Below are 16,694 nucleotides of genomic sequence, written 5' to 3'. Positions count from 1 at the left end.
TCCGGCAGGATGGTCAGCGAAGCACGAGTGGAAGGGGATAACCGGTGGCCGCGGACGTGTCGGGGGAGAATCAGTCGATGCCCGACGATGCGAAGCAGTTGGTGCGACCGAACCGGGACCTCGTCGCCGAGTTGCTCGACCAGATGGAGCTCACCTACGGGGTCGACGACGAGGGTGACCTCGTCGCGCCCTACGAGGGGTTCCGGATCTATTTCATCTTCCGGGGCACACAGCACGAGCTGTTCGCCATGCGTACCTACTACGACCGGGTCTTCCCGCTGGAGGCCAAACCGGTGCTGCTCGGCGCGCTCGATGCCTGGAACCGGGAAACCTTGTGGCCCAAGGCCTACACTCTCACCCAGGAGGACGGGTCGGTCCGGATGGTCACCGAGTACCAGCTGATCGTCCCGAACCGGGTCGACCTGAACTTCTTCGTCAGCAACATGACCAGCTGGATGGAGGCGTCCATCCAGTTCGACGGCTGGATCGCCGACCAGCTCGGCTGGGACGGTGATCTGGACGACACCGACGACTGAGCCCCGTCGCGCCGGGGGAACACGATCCACCGGCACGTTGTTGCAGGATGGGTGACTGCTACCGACCTGACCATGTACTCGACCACCTGGTGTGGCTACTGCCGGCGCCTCAAGACGCAGCTCGACGAGGCCGGCATCACGTACACCGTGGTCGACATCGAGGAAGATCCCGCCGCCGCCGAATTCGTCGGCAGCGTGAACAACGGCAACCACGTGGTACCGACGATCAAGTACCGCGACGGTTCCACCGCCACCAATCCCAGCCTGGTGCAGGTGAAGCAGGCCCTCGCCGCGATCAGCTGAGCGGCCGGGCCGCTCGCACCACGTCCCCTACCGAGGCGGGGCTTCCGGCCCCGCCTCTTTCCGTGTGCCCGGTTACCGGGGATGCGCCCGGGTTACTGCTCGGCCCACGCCTCGATGATGCTGCGGGCGATCGAGATCGAGCCCGGCAGGACGAGTTTGTGCTCCTCGGCCCCGGCGCTGCTGCGGCCGGTCACCGAGCCCCAGGCGCCGAGGGACAGCGCGTGCCGCACCTCGTGGCGGGTGAACCAGTGCGCCTCGGCGATCTCGCCGTCGGAAAAGGCCAGCGGCTGTTCGGGATCGGCGACGGCGGCGAAGCCGAGCATCAGCGAGCGCGGCAGCGGCCACGGCTGACTGCCCAGGTAGCGGATGTCGCGCACATCCACGCCGACCTCCTCCTGGATCTCCCGGGCCACGCAGCGCTCCAGCGACTCCCCGGCCTCCACGAAACCGGCCAGCAGCGAGAACATCGTCGGCGGCCAGGTGTGCTGACGGGCCAGCAGGACTCGCTCGCCGCCGTCGTGCACCAGGCAGATCACCGCGGGATCGATGCGCGGGAATTCCTCGTGACCGGATTCGCTGATCCGGGACCAGCCGCCCTTCACCGGGCTGGTGACGGTGCCGTCGCCGGCGCTGTAGCCGGCCCGGTCGTGCCAGTTCAGCAGTGCGATGGCGGTGGTCAGCAGGCCCAGGCTGATGTCGTCGGCGGGCAGCGATTCGCCGACCGCGCGCAGATCCACCAGGGTGCCGTCGATGTCGTTGTCCCGCACCGCCCAGACGTGGCTGCCGCTGTCGACGCCGAGGAACACCGCCTGCGGGACCGGTTCGGCCGCCAGTGTGCTCGCCTCGTCGAGCACCGGAACGCCGTCGGCGAGCCGGATCTGGCCGCGGCGGTTCATCCGCAACAACCGCGCCTGCGCCCAGCCTTCTTTCAACGCCTGCTCGTCATCGCGTAGCGTCTCGGCCCGGTCGAGGGCGGAACGCGACAGCAGCGGCACATCCTTCAGCTCAAATCCAGACACCAGACGAGCGTACTGCGCAACGGAGTACGGACCGGAGGCGGCGGCGAGCATCGCGGCCCGGGCGTCAGCCATGGACCCGGCGGAGGTAGAGCAGTTTGTCGCCGGCCTCGAGCGCGTCGACCCGCGAATCGCCGACCTCGATGAGCGTGCCCGCGCGGTCCACCCCCAGCACGATGTCGCCCAGATGCCGGGGCGACACCCCCACCTCGCCGGGTTCGATGTCGCGTTCGGTCACGGTCAGGCCCTGTTCCGGGGTGAGCAGATTCTCGATCATGTCGACCACGTTCGGGGTGGTGGTGGCGATGCCCAGCAACCGGCCCGCCGTCTCCGAGGAGACCACCACCGAGTCGGCCCCGGACTGCCGCAGCAGGTGGGTGTTCTCCGATTCCCGGATCGAGGCGACGATCTTGGTGGCCGGGTTGAGCTCGCGCGCGGTGAGCGTCACCATCACCGCGGTGTCGTCGCGGTTGACGGCCACCACGACCGCCGCCGCGCGCTGTACCCCGGCCAGCCGCAGCACGTCCGCCTGGGTGGCCGAGCCGTGCACCGTGACCAGACCCGCGTTGGCGGCGGCCTCGAGCCTGACCGGATCGGTGTCGACGACGACGATCTGATCGGGCCGGACCCGATCGCCGAGCATCGCGTCGACGGCCGTCCGGCCCTTCGTGCCGTATCCCACGATCACGGTGTGGTTCCGCACCTTGCGCCTCCAACGCTGGATCTTGAACGCCTGCCGGGACCGTTCGGTGAGCACCTGCAGGGTGGTGCCGACCAGCACGATCAGGAACATCACGCGCAGCGGGGTGATGACCACGATGTTGATCAGCCGGGCCGCCGGGGTGATCGGGGTGATGTCGCCGTAGCCGGTGGTCGACAGCGAGACCGTCGCGTAATAGGCGGCATCGAGCAGCGACAGTTCCGTGCCCTTCACGTCGTGATAGCCGCCGCGGCCGAAATACACGACCAGCGTGGACAACACCAGCATGCCGACCGCCGCCGACACCCGCCGGGTCAGCGAGGCCCAGGGGCTGGTCTCCAATTCGGGGACGCGCAGCACCCCGACCAGGGCGTAATCGGGACGGTCGGTCAATCGCGGCAGCCCGCGTCCGGGCTTGTCACCGAACACCGTGTTCACCGATCGTCTGCGGCACGACACCAGATGCTACCGGCGGTGGTCCCCTCGACGCCGAGGGCACGCGCGTGGAATGCTGCCTCCATGGCCGATCGCCGAGTACGATTCCTCACCAGTCTGCTGTTCGGTACGGGCGTGCTGCATTTCGCCGCGCCGAAACCGTTCGATTCGATCGTGCCGCCGCAATTGCCCGGCAGCGCACGCACCTACACCTACGCCTCCGGTGTCGCCGAACTCACCGTCGCGGCCGCGCTGGCGGTGCCGCGCACCCGCCGGCTGGGCGCGTCGCTGGCGGTGTTGTTGTTCCTCGGGGTCTTTCCGGCGAATATCCAGTTCACTCTGGATTCCCTGCGAAATCCCAAGACGTCCAAGCTGGTTCGGATCGTTTCGATACTGCGGCTGCCGATGCAGATACCGCTGGTCCGGGCCGCGCTGCGGGTGCGTGCCACGGCCTGACGGCCGACTTTCGTTGCGAGGTGGCAGGCAACGCCGTAGTGTCTCGGCCTGAATAACAGGGAGGCTGGTCGATGAAGGTTCTGCCGCAGGTGGATTCCCCGCTGTTGGTTCGCACTGATTTCTCCGACGAGACGGCGTGGCAAGCGCTGCTGGCGGTGGTCACCACCCCCGCCGCGACCGGCGCCCGCGCGAACACCCACATCGTGGACGACCCCGCGTACACGGATCTCACCGCCGCACAGGTCGTCGAGCAGGCGCCCGCCGGGCCCCTCGGCGATCTGCTGATCGTCGCCGACAAGACGGCGGTCACCGCCCCCGATGTGCCGCTGCTGGTGATCTACCGGCCCGGCACCCCGGATCAGGAGGGGCTGCGCGTGGTGGCCTCGCAGCTGTGGTCGGTGGAGAACGCGGTGACCGCGGGTACCCGCGCGTGGGACGACATCGCGGACGCCGCCGACGACGAGGGCGTCTTCCAGGGGTTCTGAACCCTGCTGCGGCTCACTCGGATTCGTCGTCGGCCGCGGAATGCCAGGCCGGAGCGGCGGATTCGACGAGACGGGCGAGTTCGTCCGGACCCGACAGGTGCCGGGGGGCGATGGTGCGGCCGGTACGCACATAGTGGAAGGCCGCGCCGATACGCGTGAGCAATTCCGCCTCCGGCGCGCCGGTGCGCGCCGCGATCAGGCGCGCCCAGGCCAGGCGGTAGACGGCCAGCTGCATCGCGACGGCGGCCTCCTCGGCGCGGGTGGGCTCGCTGCCGGTCTTCCAGTCCACCACCAGCCAGCGGCCGCCGGATTCGGCGAAGACGGCATCCATCCGGCCGCGCAACAGAGTGCCCGCGATCGAGGTCTCGAAGGCGATCTCGACCTCGACCGGATTGCGTTCGGCCCACGGCGAGGACAGGAACGCCTCCTGCAAGCGGACCAGATCGGCGTCGGTGTCGTCACCGTCGGCGGCGCCGGGCAGGGCGTCGAGATCCAGTAGCTGGGTCGCGCCGAACCACCGTTGCAGCCAGGCGTGGAACGCGGTGCCGCGGCGGGCGAACGGACTCGGCGGGAACGGCAGCGGACGGCGCAGGCGCGCAGCCAGTTTCGCCGGGTCGGCGCGCATCTCCACCAGCGCGGTGGCCGGGAGCTGGGCCGGGAGTTCCACTTCCGTCTCGCCGGATTCGGCGGCGAGGAATTCGGCCAGCAGGGCGTCGACATCGGCGGCCCAGCCGTCGGGATCGCCGTCGATGTCGTCCAGGAAGTGCGCGTCGGCCGGGAAGCGCTCGTCGGCCGGGTCCGCCGGCTCCGGATCGGGCGGAGGACCGAAATCCGCTGGGTCCGCGAGTGTGCCGGCTTCCAGGTCCGCGAACAGATCGAGTTGTCGCGGGCGGTCGAGTGGTGCTGGAACGTCCGGGGTCGGGGTACCCGCCTTCCCGTGCCCGGACGGTCCGGGGGCATCGGCCGACCGCTCCTCGACAGGCCCGGCCCCGCCCTGCCCGGATTGCGCGGAGACGGCCGACGAGCCCGGGACCGTGCGTATCTCGCTCGACCCGGGCTGTGAAACGGCTGCCCGCTCGAATTGCCCTGAGGTGGTGGCGGATTCGTGGCGACCGGTGGACGCCGGTGTCCGGGCGGGTGGGGCCGGTTCCGGGTCCACGGGTTGGGCGAGGGCCGCGCGGACCAGGGCGGCGCCGGATTCGACTGCGGCGCGGCGTTTGCCGAGAGGGTCGCGGGGCCAGGAGGCGCTGGTGGGGTTGTCGGTGAAGGGGTTGACGGCGTCCGCGTCGGGGGGTTCGGCCCAGGCGTCGACGCGGACGGCGGTGGCCGACGGGGAGCCGGGGATCTCGGTGGCGTGTTTCAGCTCCAGCAGGAAGTCCGAGGGGCCCTTCGGGGTCGCGCCGGTCTCGGCCCAGTGGTGCGCCGAAACGAACAGGGCGCGTTCGGTTCTGGTGAGGGCGACGTAGAACAGGCGGCGTTCCTCGTCGATGCGGCGGCGGTGCAGGGCGTCCTTGTGCTGGTCCAGGGCCCGTTGCAGATCGGCACGGTCGTACAGGTTCTCCAGGTCCAGGACCGGCACACCCTCGCTCGCGGCGGTGTCGCCGGGACCGTCCGGATCGCGTTGCCGGTCGCCACGCAGGGCGGTCGGCAGTTCGGCGAGCGCGCCCAGCCAGGTGCCCGCGGCGGTACCGGACGGGAAGACGCCGCGCACCACGTGCGGGACCGCCACCACCTCCCATTCCAGGCCCTTGGCGGCGTGCACGGTGAGCACCTGGACCCGGTCCCGGGCGACCTCGACTTCGCCCGGCTCCAAACCGTTCTCGACCTCCTCGGCGGCGGTGAGGAAGGCCAGCAGGCCGGGCAGGGTGGCGCGATGGTCGCCGGCGGAGTATCCGGCGACCACCTCGGCGAACGCGTCGAGATGTTCGCGGCCCGCACCGCCACCGGCGGCCGCGCGGCGGGCCTGGGTCTCCACACCGACGCCGATGGTGCGCTCCACGTCGGCGACCAGCTCCGGCAGTGACTGGCCGCTGCGCTCACGCAGGGCCGCCAGCTCGCGGCTCAGGGTCACGATCCGCGCGTGACCGGCCTCCGAATACTGGTCCGGCGCACCGGGATCGGCGATGGCATCGGCCAGTCCCGCCTGCTCGGCGGGTTCCGGGGCGACCGCGCGCAACGCCTCGGCCAGGGCCACCGGGTCCGCGATGGTGGTGACCTGTTCCGCGGGTTTCAGGATGGACAGTTCCCGGGCCCGGCGGGCCAGCGCGGCCAGATCGGAGACACCGATCCGCCAGCGCGCGCCGGTGAGGACCCGCATGGCCGCGCCACCGGACCCCGGATCGGCGATCAGGCGCAGGGTGGCCACCACATCGGCCACCTCCGGGGTGGCGAGCAGACCGCCGAGACCCACGATCTCCACCGGTAATCCGCGCTCGCGCAGGGCTTCCGCCAGCGGGGTGGCATCGGCGTTGCGGCGCACCAGGACCGCCGAGGTGGGGGGCGGCAGACCGGCGTCGGCGTGCGCCTCCCATTCGGCCGCTATCCGTTCCGCCAGCCAGTCCCGTTCCTCCGCAACGGTTTCGGTCAGCGCCAGGGCGACGATGCCGGGTGCGGCGTCCGGCCGGGGCCGCAGCGCGTCCACCGCGACACCGCTGTCGCGCAACGGGTCCGCCACCAGATTCGCCAGATCCAGCGCCTCCGGCGGATTCCGCCAGCTGGTGAGCAGCGGCAGGATCGGCGCGGGAACACCGGGGGCATAGGGGAAGTCGGTCGCGAAACGCGGCAGGTTCGCCGCCGAGGCCCCGCGCCAGCCGTAGATCGACTGCATGGGGTCACCGACGGCCGTCACCGCCAGCCGCCACCGGCCCTCGGGGACTGCGTCTCCGGGCGGGCCGGGGTCGGGGGGGTCGCTGCCGCGGGCGGCGGCCGGGTCGCCGAACAGGGCGGCGAGGAGGATGCGCTGGGCGTGGCCGGTGTCCTGGTATTCGTCGAGGAGGACCAGGCGGAAGCGGGTGCGTTCGGCTCGGCCGACCTCGTGGTGTTCGGCGGCGAGACGGGCGGCCAGCGACATCTGGGAGCTGAAGTCCAGGGCGCCGCGCCGGCGTAACTCCTCGGCGAGTCGTCGCACCAAGGGCAGCAGGGCGACTCGTTCGTGCTGGGCCTCGAGGATGCTCATCAGCTCCTTGCTGGGGCCGCCGCGCTGGCGTGGGCCCTTGGGCAGGGTGAGGATGAGTTTCTCCAACTCGGCGTGGGCCTCGACGAGCTGTTCGGGTTCCACCAGGTGTTCGGCCAGCTGGCCGGAGAGCGCGAGGACCGCCTCGGTGACCGAGACCGGCGTGCGGTCGGTGTCCAGGTCGCCGTCCCAGGCGGTGACGACCCGGTGCGCCAGCTGCCACAGCTGGGTCTCGGTGAGCAGGGTCGAGGACGGTTCCACCGGCATCAGCAGGCCGTGTTCGGACAGCAGGCGTCCGGCGTAGGAATGGTAGGTGCTGATCTCCGGTTCGGAGCCGGTCAGCAGGGCGCGCAGCCGCCCGCCGGGGTCGATCTCGCGCAGCAGCGGCGCGCCGGCCAGCCGGGACAGCCGGGTGCGGATGCGAGTGGTCAACTGCTGCGCGGCCTTCCGGGTGAAGGTGAGGCCGAGCACCTGGTCCGGCACCACGAAGCCGTTCGCGACCATCCACACCACGCGGGCGGCCATCGTCTCGGTCTTGCCCGCGCCGGCGCCGGCCACCACCAGGGTCGGGCCGGGCGGGGCCGCGATCACGGCGGCCTGCTCGTCGGTCGGCGGCGGCAGGCCGAGGGCGTCGGCCAGTTGGCGGGGGGTGGTGCGGTGGTGTCCGGTTCGCTGCGCGTCTTCGCTCACGAATCGGTCACCTGCCGGCCGGCGTCCTGCACCGGGCAACTGCCGGCGACGGGGCAGTGCCGGCAGCCGTCGTTGCGCATGGCCAGATAGCTGGGCCCGCGAGTGGCGGCGGCGGCCTCGTGGATGGTGGCGCGCCACTGCTGGAGCGCCTCGGCGTCCAGAGGCGGCTGCATGCGCTGGGTGGCGCCCTCGCGACTGCTCGGCTTCGCGACGTAGACCAGGCGCGCGCCACCGGGATCGGCCTCGCCGGGGCCCTCGTCGAGACCGCCCGCCGCGGCGGCGACCTGATAGGTGGCCAACTGGGCGTGCTCCTCGGCGGCCTGCCGGGAGATCGGCGTCTTGGCGGTCTTGACGTCGACGATCACGAAGCGGCCCAGCGCATCTCGCTCGACCCGGTCGACCCGGCCGCGAATCCGCACCGGATGGTGACCGGGTTCGGCCGCGGGCAGCACCAGATCCACCGGCACCTCGACGCCCATCAGGGTGAGTTCGTGGCGGGTGTTGCGCAACCAGTCCAGGAAGGTGTCCAGCATGGATTCGGTGCGGCGCAGCTCGAGCCGGGAGTGCCAGCTCTGCGGGCCGGTGTCGCCGGAGGTGGGGTCCACCGCCTTCCAGGCGCGCACCAGCGCCGCCTTCACCTGCGCCTCGGTGACCTGACCGGCCAGGGCCTGCACCAGGGTGTGCACCAGGTTGCCCTTGACCGCATGCGGATTCTCCGCGTCGCCGCCGCCGTGCCGTTCCAGCGCCCAGCGCAGCGGGCAGGTCTGCAACAACTCGACCGTGGACGGGGACAGCGACACCGGGCCCTCGTCGTCGCCCCACAGCGGCAGCTGTGAGCTGAGATCCGCGGTGCCGTACCAGTGATCCGGATGCGCGCTGCGCACTCCCGCGCGGGCGAGCCGGGCCAGTTGCTGCGCCGCCCGGTACCGGCGCTGCGGGATCTGCTCGGGATCGCAGGCCGCGCCGCGCAATTCGGCGATCAGCGCCTGCAACACCAGCGCCCGGCCCGGGTCGACCGGGGGCGGTACCCGGCCCGCCTCCCCCGGGCCCGCGTCCGGGTCGAGCTCGGCGAGGAATCGCGAGGGCACGAGATCCCGGTCACCGGTGACGGATTCGACGGCCGTCACCAGCAGGGAACGCCGGGCCCGGCTGCACGCGACCAGCAGCAGCCGCCGCTCCTCCGCCAGGATCGGCGCGGCCCGGCTGACCCGCTCACCGGAAGCGGCCACTCCCGCCAGCAGATCCACCAGATCCTCGACACCGAGCAGGGTGCCGCGCGGCCGCAGATTGGGCCAGATCCCCTCCTGCACAGCGGCAACGGCGACCACCTCCCATTCGCGGCCCACCGCGGCGTGCGCGCTCAGTATCGCGACCGCGTCACGCGGATCGGTCAGCGGCGCGGAATCCTGCGGAATCTCCTGCTGCTGAAGATAATTCACGAAAGCGTCGACGGTCGCGTGCGGCAGTCGATCCACATAGGCGGCCGCCGCGTCGAACAGCCCGACCACGGCGTCCAGGTCCCGGTCGGCCTGCATGCCGACCGCGCCACCGCGCGCGGACTGCCCCACCCAGCGCCGCTCCAACTGCGACGCCGTCCACACCGCCCACAACACGTCCTCGAGCCCGGCCCGCCGCTCCCGGACCCGCCGCCCCCGCCGCACCGCCTTCAGCACCCGCCGCAACGGCGCGGCCTCCACATCGGTGAGCCGATCCAGCACCGTGGCGTCCCCCACCCCGACGATCAGATCCCGCAACACCTCCGCCGACGACCGATCCACATCCGCGAGCAGATCGTCATCCCCCGCCATGGGGTCGAAATCGTCGTCGATGCGGCTCCCGGACCGCGCGCCGGGCACCCGGACGCCGGGCCGTTCGTCCCCCGAAATCTCGCTTCCGGCAGCGACATCGGCACCGGTGTCTGCCGGGTCGTCGGTCGTCGGCACCCGGTCCACCGATCCACCGGATCCGGCGGCCGACGCGCCGATCGGACCACCAGCCCGCGAGGGCGCGCTCGCCGGTCGATCCTGTGCCGCACCGGATATCTGCTCCGTGCCCGCAGGCCGACCGGACGCGATGTCGGTCACCGCACCTTCGGCCGCGATCGGACGCGGTTCGGTTGCGGCCGCGTGGCCGGGGAGGTCCGGGGCCGCCACTGGAGTCACACCATCGGCCGGTTCGGCCACACCGCCAACCGGTTCGTCCGTGCCGGTGCCCGGTTCCAGCAGGTCGGGCGCGTCCCAGTCGCCGGCGCGATCGGCGGTGCGCGGATCCTGTTCGCCGCGACCGCGATTGCCGCGTTCGACGAGGGTGCGGCGGATGCCGCGACGGAGACGGCGGAGGCTGATCTGGTCGGCGCCGCCGAGAGGGCCGGAGAGCAGGTCGAGGGCGTCGTCCTCGGTGAAGGCCGGCGGACGGTCGGGGTGGCGTTCGGCGTGTTCGGCGGCGAGCAGGGCGCGGAGGGTCAGCAGCAGCCAGGACGCGCCGCGACGGCGGGCCAGGGGGACGTCCGGTTTCGGTTGCAGGACCGGCACCCCGGCGGCGAGCAAGGCACGGCGGAGGGGAGCCAGTGACAGTGGCACCGAGCGCACCACGACCGCCATCTGCGACCACGGCACCCCGTCGGTCAGGTGGGCGCGGCGCAGGTGGTCGGCGATCAGCGCCGCTTCCTTCGCGGGTGTGGTGAGCACCTGCACCCGCACTTCTCCGGAAGGCGGATCTGTTGCCGCATCGACATTTCCACTCGGACGGGACGATGGCGCGGCGGAACTGTCTGTCTCCTCGGCCGGAGTCTCGGTGTCGCCGTCCGGTGGTGTTGTCCCGGTGGGGCTTACGGGTCGGGGTGCGGAGTCCGGGGCGGCTTCGGCCGGGGTGCGGAGGTCGAGGCGGTGGATTCCGGCGCCGGGGAGGCGGGCGGTGATGCGGGCGACGGCGGCGCGCACGTCGGGGGCGCAGCGACGGGTGTCGGGGAGGACCAGGCGGCGGTGCGGTGGGGTGTCGAGGTCCAGGAGGAAGCGGGAGTCGGCGCCGCGGAAGGTGAAGACCGATTGGTCCGGGTCGCCGGCGACGACCGTGGTGGCGGGGCCGAGGCCGACGGCGCGGACCAGTTGGGCGGCGAGGGGGTCCAGGTGCTGGGCGTCGTCGACGAGCAGGCAGTGGACGCGGTCGCGTTCGGCGGTGAGCAGGTCGGCGTCGAGGATCAGGGCGTCGAGGGCGGCGCCGACGAGTTCGGCGGCGTCCAGGGCGGGGGCGCTGGCCTCGGGGGCGTCCAGACCCACCGACCAGCGCAGCAGCATCGCCTGCTCGTAGCGTTCGGCGAAGCGGCCCGCGGCGGTCCATTCCGGGCGGTCGTGGCGGTGGCCGAGGGCGACGAGGTCTTCGGGACCGAGGCCGTGTTCGGTGGTGCGCAGCATCAGGTCGCGCAGTTGTTCGGCGAAGCCGGTGGTACCCAGGGCGGGGTGCAGGCGTTGCGGCCACAGTTCCTCGGCGCCGGCGGCGATGTCCTGGAGTTCGCCGCGCAGCATCTCGCGCAGCACCACGTCCTGTTCGGTGCCGGTCAGCAGGCGCGGCGGCGGATTGCCGTGTGCGGCGGCGTGGCTGCGCAGGATCGCGAAGGCATAGGAGTGGACGGTGCGGACCAGCGGTTCACGGACCGCACCGGGGACCGCGCCCAACTGCCGGGTCAGGGCGGTGCGGACCCGCAGCGCGGCCTGTTTGGAATGGGTGAGCAGCAATACCGACTCCGGGTCGGCCCCGCCCGCGATGCGGTGGGCGGCCAGATCGACCAGCAGCGCCGTCTTGCCGGTGCCGGGGGCGCCGAGTACCTGCCAGGGTCGCCACCCCGGCTCGGTGTCCGGCGCGTCGAACAGCGCCCGGACGTCAGCGCCCCACTCCAGGGAGTGGGGTGCCGTCTCGTTGCGCCGCACCAAACGCACCGAGTAATCCGATCGCATCACGCGAAGGATTTCAACACAGGCTGCCGACAGGTAGCCTCCGGGCAACCTCGTCGTGGAATTTCGATGCCCGAATCGGTGGTGGGCGGCCCGGCGAATTCGGGGCAGACGACGGCCCGGCGATGACTCGTGAACGGATCGAGCCGGTGTTTGTCACCGCAAGCCGGGCAGGTTTGTCATAACAAGCCGGGTCGCGAATTCGGGCCGATCGCCGCGGCGCGGCGGCCGTCCGGTCGACGGCAGGCAGTGCTCGTCCCGGGTAGCCGCCACTACCCCGCTACCACACCGAGAACGTGACCGGCCCCCCGGCGCGGCCGTCACACCGGAGGACCGCATCGACGTCGAATTGCCATGGCGAAACGGCCTATTCAATCTACTATGCCCAATATGCGATCAGCTATTTGATCACGCTTCGTCCGGTCGCCTAACGTCGGTTCCGTTCCGGCGCAATTCATTCGAGGAGATCGTGATGACCAAGAGGGTCCTGTTCGCACTGACCAGCCACGACACATTGGGAAACACCGGACGCAAGACGGGCTTCTACGTTCCCGAAGTCGCGCATCCGGCAGTGGTTTTCGATTCCGCGGGCTACGAGATCTCGTATGTCTCCGTGGCCGGGGGTCCGGTGCCCCAGGACGGCGTGAACCCCGATGACGCGGTCGTGACGGCATTCCTGGCGGATCCCGCGGCACAGCGGGCGCTGGCCGCCACCGCGACCGCGGATCAGCTGACGGCCACGGACTACGACATCATCTACTTCGCGGGCGGCCACGGCACCATGTGGGATTTCCCGGAGTCGAAGGAACTCGCGGAATTGGCGGCCGCCGTCTACGAGAACGGTGGCGTGGTCGCCGCGGTCTGCCACGGCCCGGCCGGGCTGGTGAACATCCGGCTCGGTGACGGCTCCTATCTGGTGGCGGGCAAGCAGGTTTCGTCGTTCACCAACGACGAGGAGGCCGCGGTCGGACTCGCCGAGGTCGTGCCGTTCCTGTTGCAGGACAAGCTCGTCGAGCGCGGCGGCCGGCACAGCCAGGCGCCGAACTTCGCCGAGCACGCGGTCGCCGATCGGCGCCTGGTCACCGGTCAGAACCCGGCCTCGGCCACCCTGGTGGCCGAGCTGGCGCTGAAGGAACTGGGCAAGGCCTGACGCCACCGCGCCGTCAGGTCCACAGCCGGCCCTTCGACAGCAGGTGGCCGTGCAGGATCCGGAGATCGTCCGGGGTACGGGCGTTGCGCCGCACCGCGAGATAGAAGGTGTTGATGGGTGGCACCTTGGGGCTCAGCAACACCACGATCTCGCCCCGGGCGATCTCCTCGGTGCACAGATAGGTCGGCAGCACCGAGATGCCCGCCGAGGATTTGACCGCGGCGAGCACCCCACGCAGGTCCGGCACGACGATCGCCGGCGCCGCAACCGGTTCGGCCTCGAAGATCGTGCGCCAGTAGCGGCGGATGATCGGCAGCGATTCGGCATAACTGACCATCGGCAACTCGGCCAGCACCGTGGGCGCGTCGGCGTCGAAGGCCGACACATCGATCCGATTCGCCACATCCGGCGCGGCGACCAGGACGAACTCCTCGTCGACCAGCGGTGTCGCGACCAGGTCGCGATCGCGCGGCCGCACCGTGGACAACACCAGATCCAGCTGGTCGTCCCGCAATTGCTGGAGCAGGTCGTCGGCCAGACCGAACACGAACCGGAACTGGAAGCCCTCGGCGACCAGATCGCTCAGCGCCGGGATCACGCGGGTGGTCATGAGCTCCACCGGCCCGCCCACACACAGTGCGCGCTGTGGGATCTCGCCGCCGAACGCCTGGTCGACCGCCGAGCTGAGCGCGTCGACCGGCCCCTGGATCTGCCGTAGCAGCCGTTCGGCGGCCGGGGTCGGCTGCGCCCCGTTCGGCATCCGCTCGAACAGGGCGCGGCCCGCGTACTTTTCGAGGTTCTGAATGTGATGAGTAACGGCCGGCTGCGACATACCCAGTCGTGCAGCCGCTTTCGTGAAAGATCCGACCCGATAGACGGTCACGAAGGTGCGCAGCCAGTTGAGCTGTACGGTCAAATGCACCCCGATCGGCTCGACAGCTATCGGCTTGGCTCGAATTCTGGTATCCGACAACCTGATTCCCTCCACAGCAAGATTACCATCGCGGGACGGGCGGCCCACCGCCGCCGCCCGTCCCGTGACGGCTCGATCAGATCGCGATGAACCCGGCCGGGTCCACCGGTGTCAACCCCAATTCCACGGCGGTCGAACGGTGTTCGGGTGTGGTCCACCCCCACGTCGCCCACCGGCTGGGCACGCCCGCGGCCTGTACCCGGTGCACATTGGTCACGTTGTCGTCGATGAACAGGGCCTCCGTGATGTCGACACCGCGACCCAGGCACAAGCAGCGGGCGGCCAGCGCCTTGTCGCTGACGTCCCCGGCGATACCCACCACATGCCGGTCGAGCCCGAAGTGCCGCAGGATCTCCCAGCTCGACGCGGCATCCTTGGCCGTGATCACGAAGACGTTCCTCGAATGTCGCCCGAGCACCTCGGCGACACCGTCGAACACCGTGTGCACTCCCAGCCATTCGGCATATCGGGTGGTCCGCCAATGCGCCCGCAACGCGGTCGCCCGGCGGGTGAAGGCCGTCAACTCACCACCGGAGATGCTGTCCTTCAACGTGTCGAACTCGGCCTGGCAGGTGACGGTGGCCCCCGGTGACCGCTTCGCGACCAGGAAGTCGTCCAGGGTCCGCGCGAAGGGGCGGAACTGCTGGAAGCGGTCGGCGAAATCGACCGGGACGGCCGCGATCTGCTCGGCCAGCGGCCGGTCCGCCGGTTCGGCATCGGAATACCAGGTCACCGCCATGCATTCGGCGACGGAATCGGCCAGGACGCCGTCGAAATCGAGCAGCAGCAACCGTGGCGCCACGGTCACCGGCCCGCCCCCAGCTTCTCGGTGGTCTCGAACACCGCGCGCATGAAGGCGCCCACATACGCGTAGTACGAGCAGGTGATGATGTTCCCGTCGACGATCACATCGGAATCCACCACCTCGGCGCCGGCGTTGATGACGTCGTCGCGTAGTCCGATGTAGGCACATGCCTTGCGCCCCTTCAGGACTCCGGCACTGACCATGATCCACGGACCGTGGCACAGCCCCGCGACGACCCGATTCCGGCTCGCCATGTCGGCGACGAATCCGGTGGCCCGCTTGTCCTGCCGGACCCGGTCCGGCGCCTCGTGGCCCCCGGTCAGGATGACCGTGTCGTATTCGTCGGCATCGAGGTCGTCGAACGAGACCAGCGGTCCCGCGGTCTTGTCCATGGGCAGCGGAGTGCCGTATTTACCGGCGACCGGACGGCCGTCCTTGGTCGCGATATCGACGTCCCAGCCTTCTTCTTTGCATCGGTACCAAGTGTAGATGAGGTCGTGGTCCTGGAATCCTTGCGCGGTGAGGATGACGGCACGTGGCATTTTCTTCGGTCCTTTCGGGAGTGGTGCGGGAACGAACTACCGGGCGGCGATCGCCAGGTAGGTCTGATCGGTGACGACGGGCGTCTTGATCCCGTCGACGAACGGCAGTACCGGGTGGCCGACGATGAAGGCCTCGAAGCCGGTCGGGACGTAGAACAGTTCCCGCGCGCGTGGCGTGTAGAAGATGTCCATGCCGGTACGGAGGGCGAATTCGAACTTGCCCGCGGTACTGGTCCGCCGCAGGTGGGTGTGCGGAATCTGGCGGACCGGCTTGAGCGCGGACTCGCCCGCGGTCGTGACCGCGGATTCGTAGGTGGTCTTCGATCGGTCGTAGTTGTCCCGCAAGCGGATCAGGTCGAATTTGTTGCGGGGGTGTTCGACCTCGATCAGATGCAGTTCCGGCGCGATGGACCGGGTGCGGTGGAACGCCCCCGGCCCGATGGTCATCACCGTTCCGGAGGTGACCTCGTAACTGCCGTGCAGCGTCTCGAACACGCCGGTCCCGGACAGGCACAGCAATTGGGTGGTCTTGCGCAGATGCGCGTGCATCGAGGTGGACCCGCCCTCCTTGATGCACAGATGCCACAGGTCGTAGACCGGGTCGGCGAAAACGCGCGACTCGTGGCCCCACGGTTTGACGACCACCTGGGACAGATCGTCACCGTGCGACTCGTTGAGGATCGGGGTCTCCGCGGTGACCAGTTCGCGGATGGCGACGAAATCGGCGGCCTTGGCCGTGACGCCGATCCGATTCCCGGCAACGGCTTCGGGATACGCAATGGCGGTACTCACAACACGGTCCTTTCCAGTGGCGCCGGCGCGGTCACCACTGCACAGAGTTCGGGCAGGGAGGACGGATTCTGGGCGGTGACGAGCGGGCCGTCGACAATGACGTTCGACCCACCGTCGGGACCGACACACACCTCGGCGCCGTCGGCGAGGAGTTGCCGTTCCAGCGAGAACGGCAGTGTGTCGAGGACGCCCCGGGCGGCCTCCTCGGCATCGGAGAAGGCGGTCAGGCGCCGCCCGGCGACGAACGGCCGGCCCGGGGATTCGGCCAGGCCCACGAAGGCGGCCGGGCCGTGACAGATCGCGGCGATGCGCGTCCCGCGGCGCAGTGCGTCGCGGATCAGCGCATGAATATCGGGCTGCCGCGGGAAGTCCCACAGACAGCCGAGCCCGCCGACGAAGTAGAGCAGGTCGTGGCGCCGGCCGACCTGCGACCGCACGGTGACGGTGGGGACGACGCCATGCCCCTCGAAGTTGCCGACGAACGACCGGATCGGTGGCAGCAGTTCGCCTTTCAACACCCCTTCCACACTCCCCCCGGCGACGGAGGCGAAGGAGATCTCGTGGTCGTGGTCGCGCAGGGCCGACCACACGTGCGCCGCCTCACGGATGTCGAATCCCGTCGGATTCGACATCCCGCTGACGCGTTCGGTATTCGTGACGATGAACAGTGCTCGACTACGGTGCGGCACGTT

The 16,694-nt window shown here is 70.3% G+C and carries 14 protein-coding genes; 5 read left to right on the top strand and 9 right to left on the bottom strand.

Going from position 1 to position 16,694, the window contains the following annotated elements; genetic code table 11:
- Nucleotides 1-77: 77 nt before the first annotated feature.
- Nucleotides 78-536 carry a YbjN domain-containing protein gene (locus tag LBW94_RS08015; RefSeq protein WP_225055268.1) on the top strand — a complete coding sequence of 153 codons (459 nt, stop codon included), beginning with the start codon at nucleotides 78-80 and terminating at the stop codon, nucleotides 534-536.
- 51 nt (nucleotides 537-587) lie between these two features.
- Nucleotides 588-839, top strand: a complete 252-nt coding sequence (locus tag LBW94_RS08010) for a mycoredoxin (protein WP_323137804.1) — start codon at nucleotides 588-590, stop codon at nucleotides 837-839.
- A 92-nt stretch (nucleotides 840-931) separates the two neighbouring features.
- Here LBW94_RS08010 and nudC read toward each other — a convergent pair whose 3' ends face one another.
- Both nudC and LBW94_RS08000 read right to left on the bottom strand, forming a co-directional pair.
- Nucleotides 932-1,858, bottom strand: a complete 927-nt coding sequence (nudC, locus tag LBW94_RS08005; RefSeq protein WP_225055266.1) for an NAD(+) diphosphatase — start codon at nucleotides 1,856-1,858, stop codon at nucleotides 932-934.
- Nucleotides 1,859-1,922: 64 nt separating this feature from the next.
- The gene (locus LBW94_RS08000) at nucleotides 1,923-2,984 is read right to left on the bottom strand and encodes a potassium channel family protein (protein ID WP_416276868.1); all 1,062 of its coding nucleotides are present in this window, start codon (nucleotides 2,982-2,984) and stop codon (nucleotides 1,923-1,925) included.
- 90 nt (nucleotides 2,985-3,074) lie between these two features.
- Here LBW94_RS08000 and LBW94_RS07995 point away from each other — a divergent pair, with 90 nt between their 5' ends.
- Nucleotides 3,075-3,446, top strand: a complete 372-nt coding sequence (locus LBW94_RS07995) for a hypothetical protein (RefSeq protein ID WP_225055262.1) — start codon at nucleotides 3,075-3,077, stop codon at nucleotides 3,444-3,446.
- A gap of 71 nt (nucleotides 3,447-3,517) precedes the next feature.
- Nucleotides 3,518-3,931 (top strand): DUF6924 domain-containing protein, encoded by a 414-nt coding sequence (locus LBW94_RS07990; RefSeq protein ID WP_225055261.1) that lies wholly within the window; start codon nucleotides 3,518-3,520, stop codon nucleotides 3,929-3,931.
- A gap of 13 nt (nucleotides 3,932-3,944) precedes the next feature.
- Here LBW94_RS07990 and LBW94_RS07985 read toward each other — a convergent pair whose 3' ends face one another.
- Both LBW94_RS07985 and LBW94_RS07980 read right to left on the bottom strand, forming a co-directional pair.
- A complete protein-coding gene (locus LBW94_RS07985) occupies nucleotides 3,945-7,793 on the bottom strand; it encodes a UvrD-helicase domain-containing protein (RefSeq protein ID WP_225055259.1) in 3,849 nt (1,282 codons plus the stop codon).
- Nucleotides 7,790-11,743: a PD-(D/E)XK nuclease family protein gene (locus tag LBW94_RS07980; protein WP_225055257.1), complete on the bottom strand. Its 3,954-nt coding sequence runs from the start codon at nucleotides 11,741-11,743 to the stop codon at nucleotides 7,790-7,792. Before LBW94_RS07980 ends, LBW94_RS07985 begins: the two co-directional genes overlap by 4 nt.
- A gap of 469 nt (nucleotides 11,744-12,212) precedes the next feature.
- Here LBW94_RS07980 and LBW94_RS07975 point away from each other — a divergent pair, with 469 nt between their 5' ends.
- The gene (locus LBW94_RS07975) at nucleotides 12,213-12,890 is read left to right on the top strand and encodes a type 1 glutamine amidotransferase domain-containing protein (protein ID WP_225055255.1); all 678 of its coding nucleotides are present in this window, start codon (nucleotides 12,213-12,215) and stop codon (nucleotides 12,888-12,890) included.
- Nucleotides 12,891-12,903: 13 nt separating this feature from the next.
- Here the strand turns inward: LBW94_RS07975 and LBW94_RS07970 are convergent, their stop codons facing one another.
- From LBW94_RS07970 to LBW94_RS07950, 5 genes are all read right to left on the bottom strand, one after another.
- Complete coding sequence (locus LBW94_RS07970; protein ID WP_266270251.1) at nucleotides 12,904-13,863, bottom strand: LysR family transcriptional regulator; 960 nt, start codon at nucleotides 13,861-13,863, stop codon at nucleotides 12,904-12,906.
- Between the two features lie 76 nt (nucleotides 13,864-13,939).
- Nucleotides 13,940-14,671, bottom strand: a complete 732-nt coding sequence (locus LBW94_RS07965) for an HAD family hydrolase (RefSeq protein ID WP_225055251.1) — start codon at nucleotides 14,669-14,671, stop codon at nucleotides 13,940-13,942.
- Nucleotides 14,668-15,210 (bottom strand): type 1 glutamine amidotransferase domain-containing protein, encoded by a 543-nt coding sequence (locus tag LBW94_RS07960; RefSeq protein WP_225055250.1) that lies wholly within the window; start codon nucleotides 15,208-15,210, stop codon nucleotides 14,668-14,670. The genes LBW94_RS07965 and LBW94_RS07960 overlap by 4 nt, the downstream gene beginning before the upstream one ends.
- Before the next feature lie 36 nt (nucleotides 15,211-15,246).
- On the bottom strand, nucleotides 15,247-16,002 hold the full coding sequence (locus LBW94_RS07955; RefSeq protein WP_225055248.1) for a cupin domain-containing protein: 756 nt from the start codon (nucleotides 16,000-16,002) through the stop codon (nucleotides 15,247-15,249).
- The gene (locus tag LBW94_RS07950) at nucleotides 15,999-16,691 is read right to left on the bottom strand and encodes a type 1 glutamine amidotransferase domain-containing protein (RefSeq protein ID WP_225055246.1); all 693 of its coding nucleotides are present in this window, start codon (nucleotides 16,689-16,691) and stop codon (nucleotides 15,999-16,001) included. The genes LBW94_RS07955 and LBW94_RS07950 overlap by 4 nt, the downstream gene beginning before the upstream one ends.
- Nucleotides 16,692-16,694 lie beyond the last annotated feature (3 nt).

It is taken from the genome of Nocardia sp. alder85J, from assembly GCF_020176955.2.
Classification (GTDB): Bacteria; Actinomycetota; Actinomycetes; order Mycobacteriales; family Mycobacteriaceae; genus Nocardia.
This window is presented reverse-complemented; position numbering and strand designations above follow the sequence as displayed.

What these genes read in the sequence shown, in the direction of transcription:
- LBW94_RS07980 (WP_225055257.1), bottom strand. Translation starts at nt 11,743, where the DNA reads ATGCGATCGGATTACTCGGTGCGTTTGGTGCGGCGCAACGAGACGGCA.
- LBW94_RS08015 (WP_225055268.1), top strand. Translation starts at nt 78, where the DNA reads ATGCCCGACGATGCGAAGCAGTTGGTGCGACCGAACCGGGACCTCGTC.
- LBW94_RS07960 (WP_225055250.1), bottom strand. Translation starts at nt 15,210, where the DNA reads ATGCCACGTGCCGTCATCCTCACCGCGCAAGGATTCCAGGACCACGAC.
- LBW94_RS07995 (WP_225055262.1), top strand. Translation starts at nt 3,075, where the DNA reads ATGGCCGATCGCCGAGTACGATTCCTCACCAGTCTGCTGTTCGGTACG.
- LBW94_RS07990 (WP_225055261.1), top strand. Translation starts at nt 3,518, where the DNA reads ATGAAGGTTCTGCCGCAGGTGGATTCCCCGCTGTTGGTTCGCACTGAT.
- LBW94_RS07975 (WP_225055255.1), top strand. Translation starts at nt 12,213, where the DNA reads ATGACCAAGAGGGTCCTGTTCGCACTGACCAGCCACGACACATTGGGA.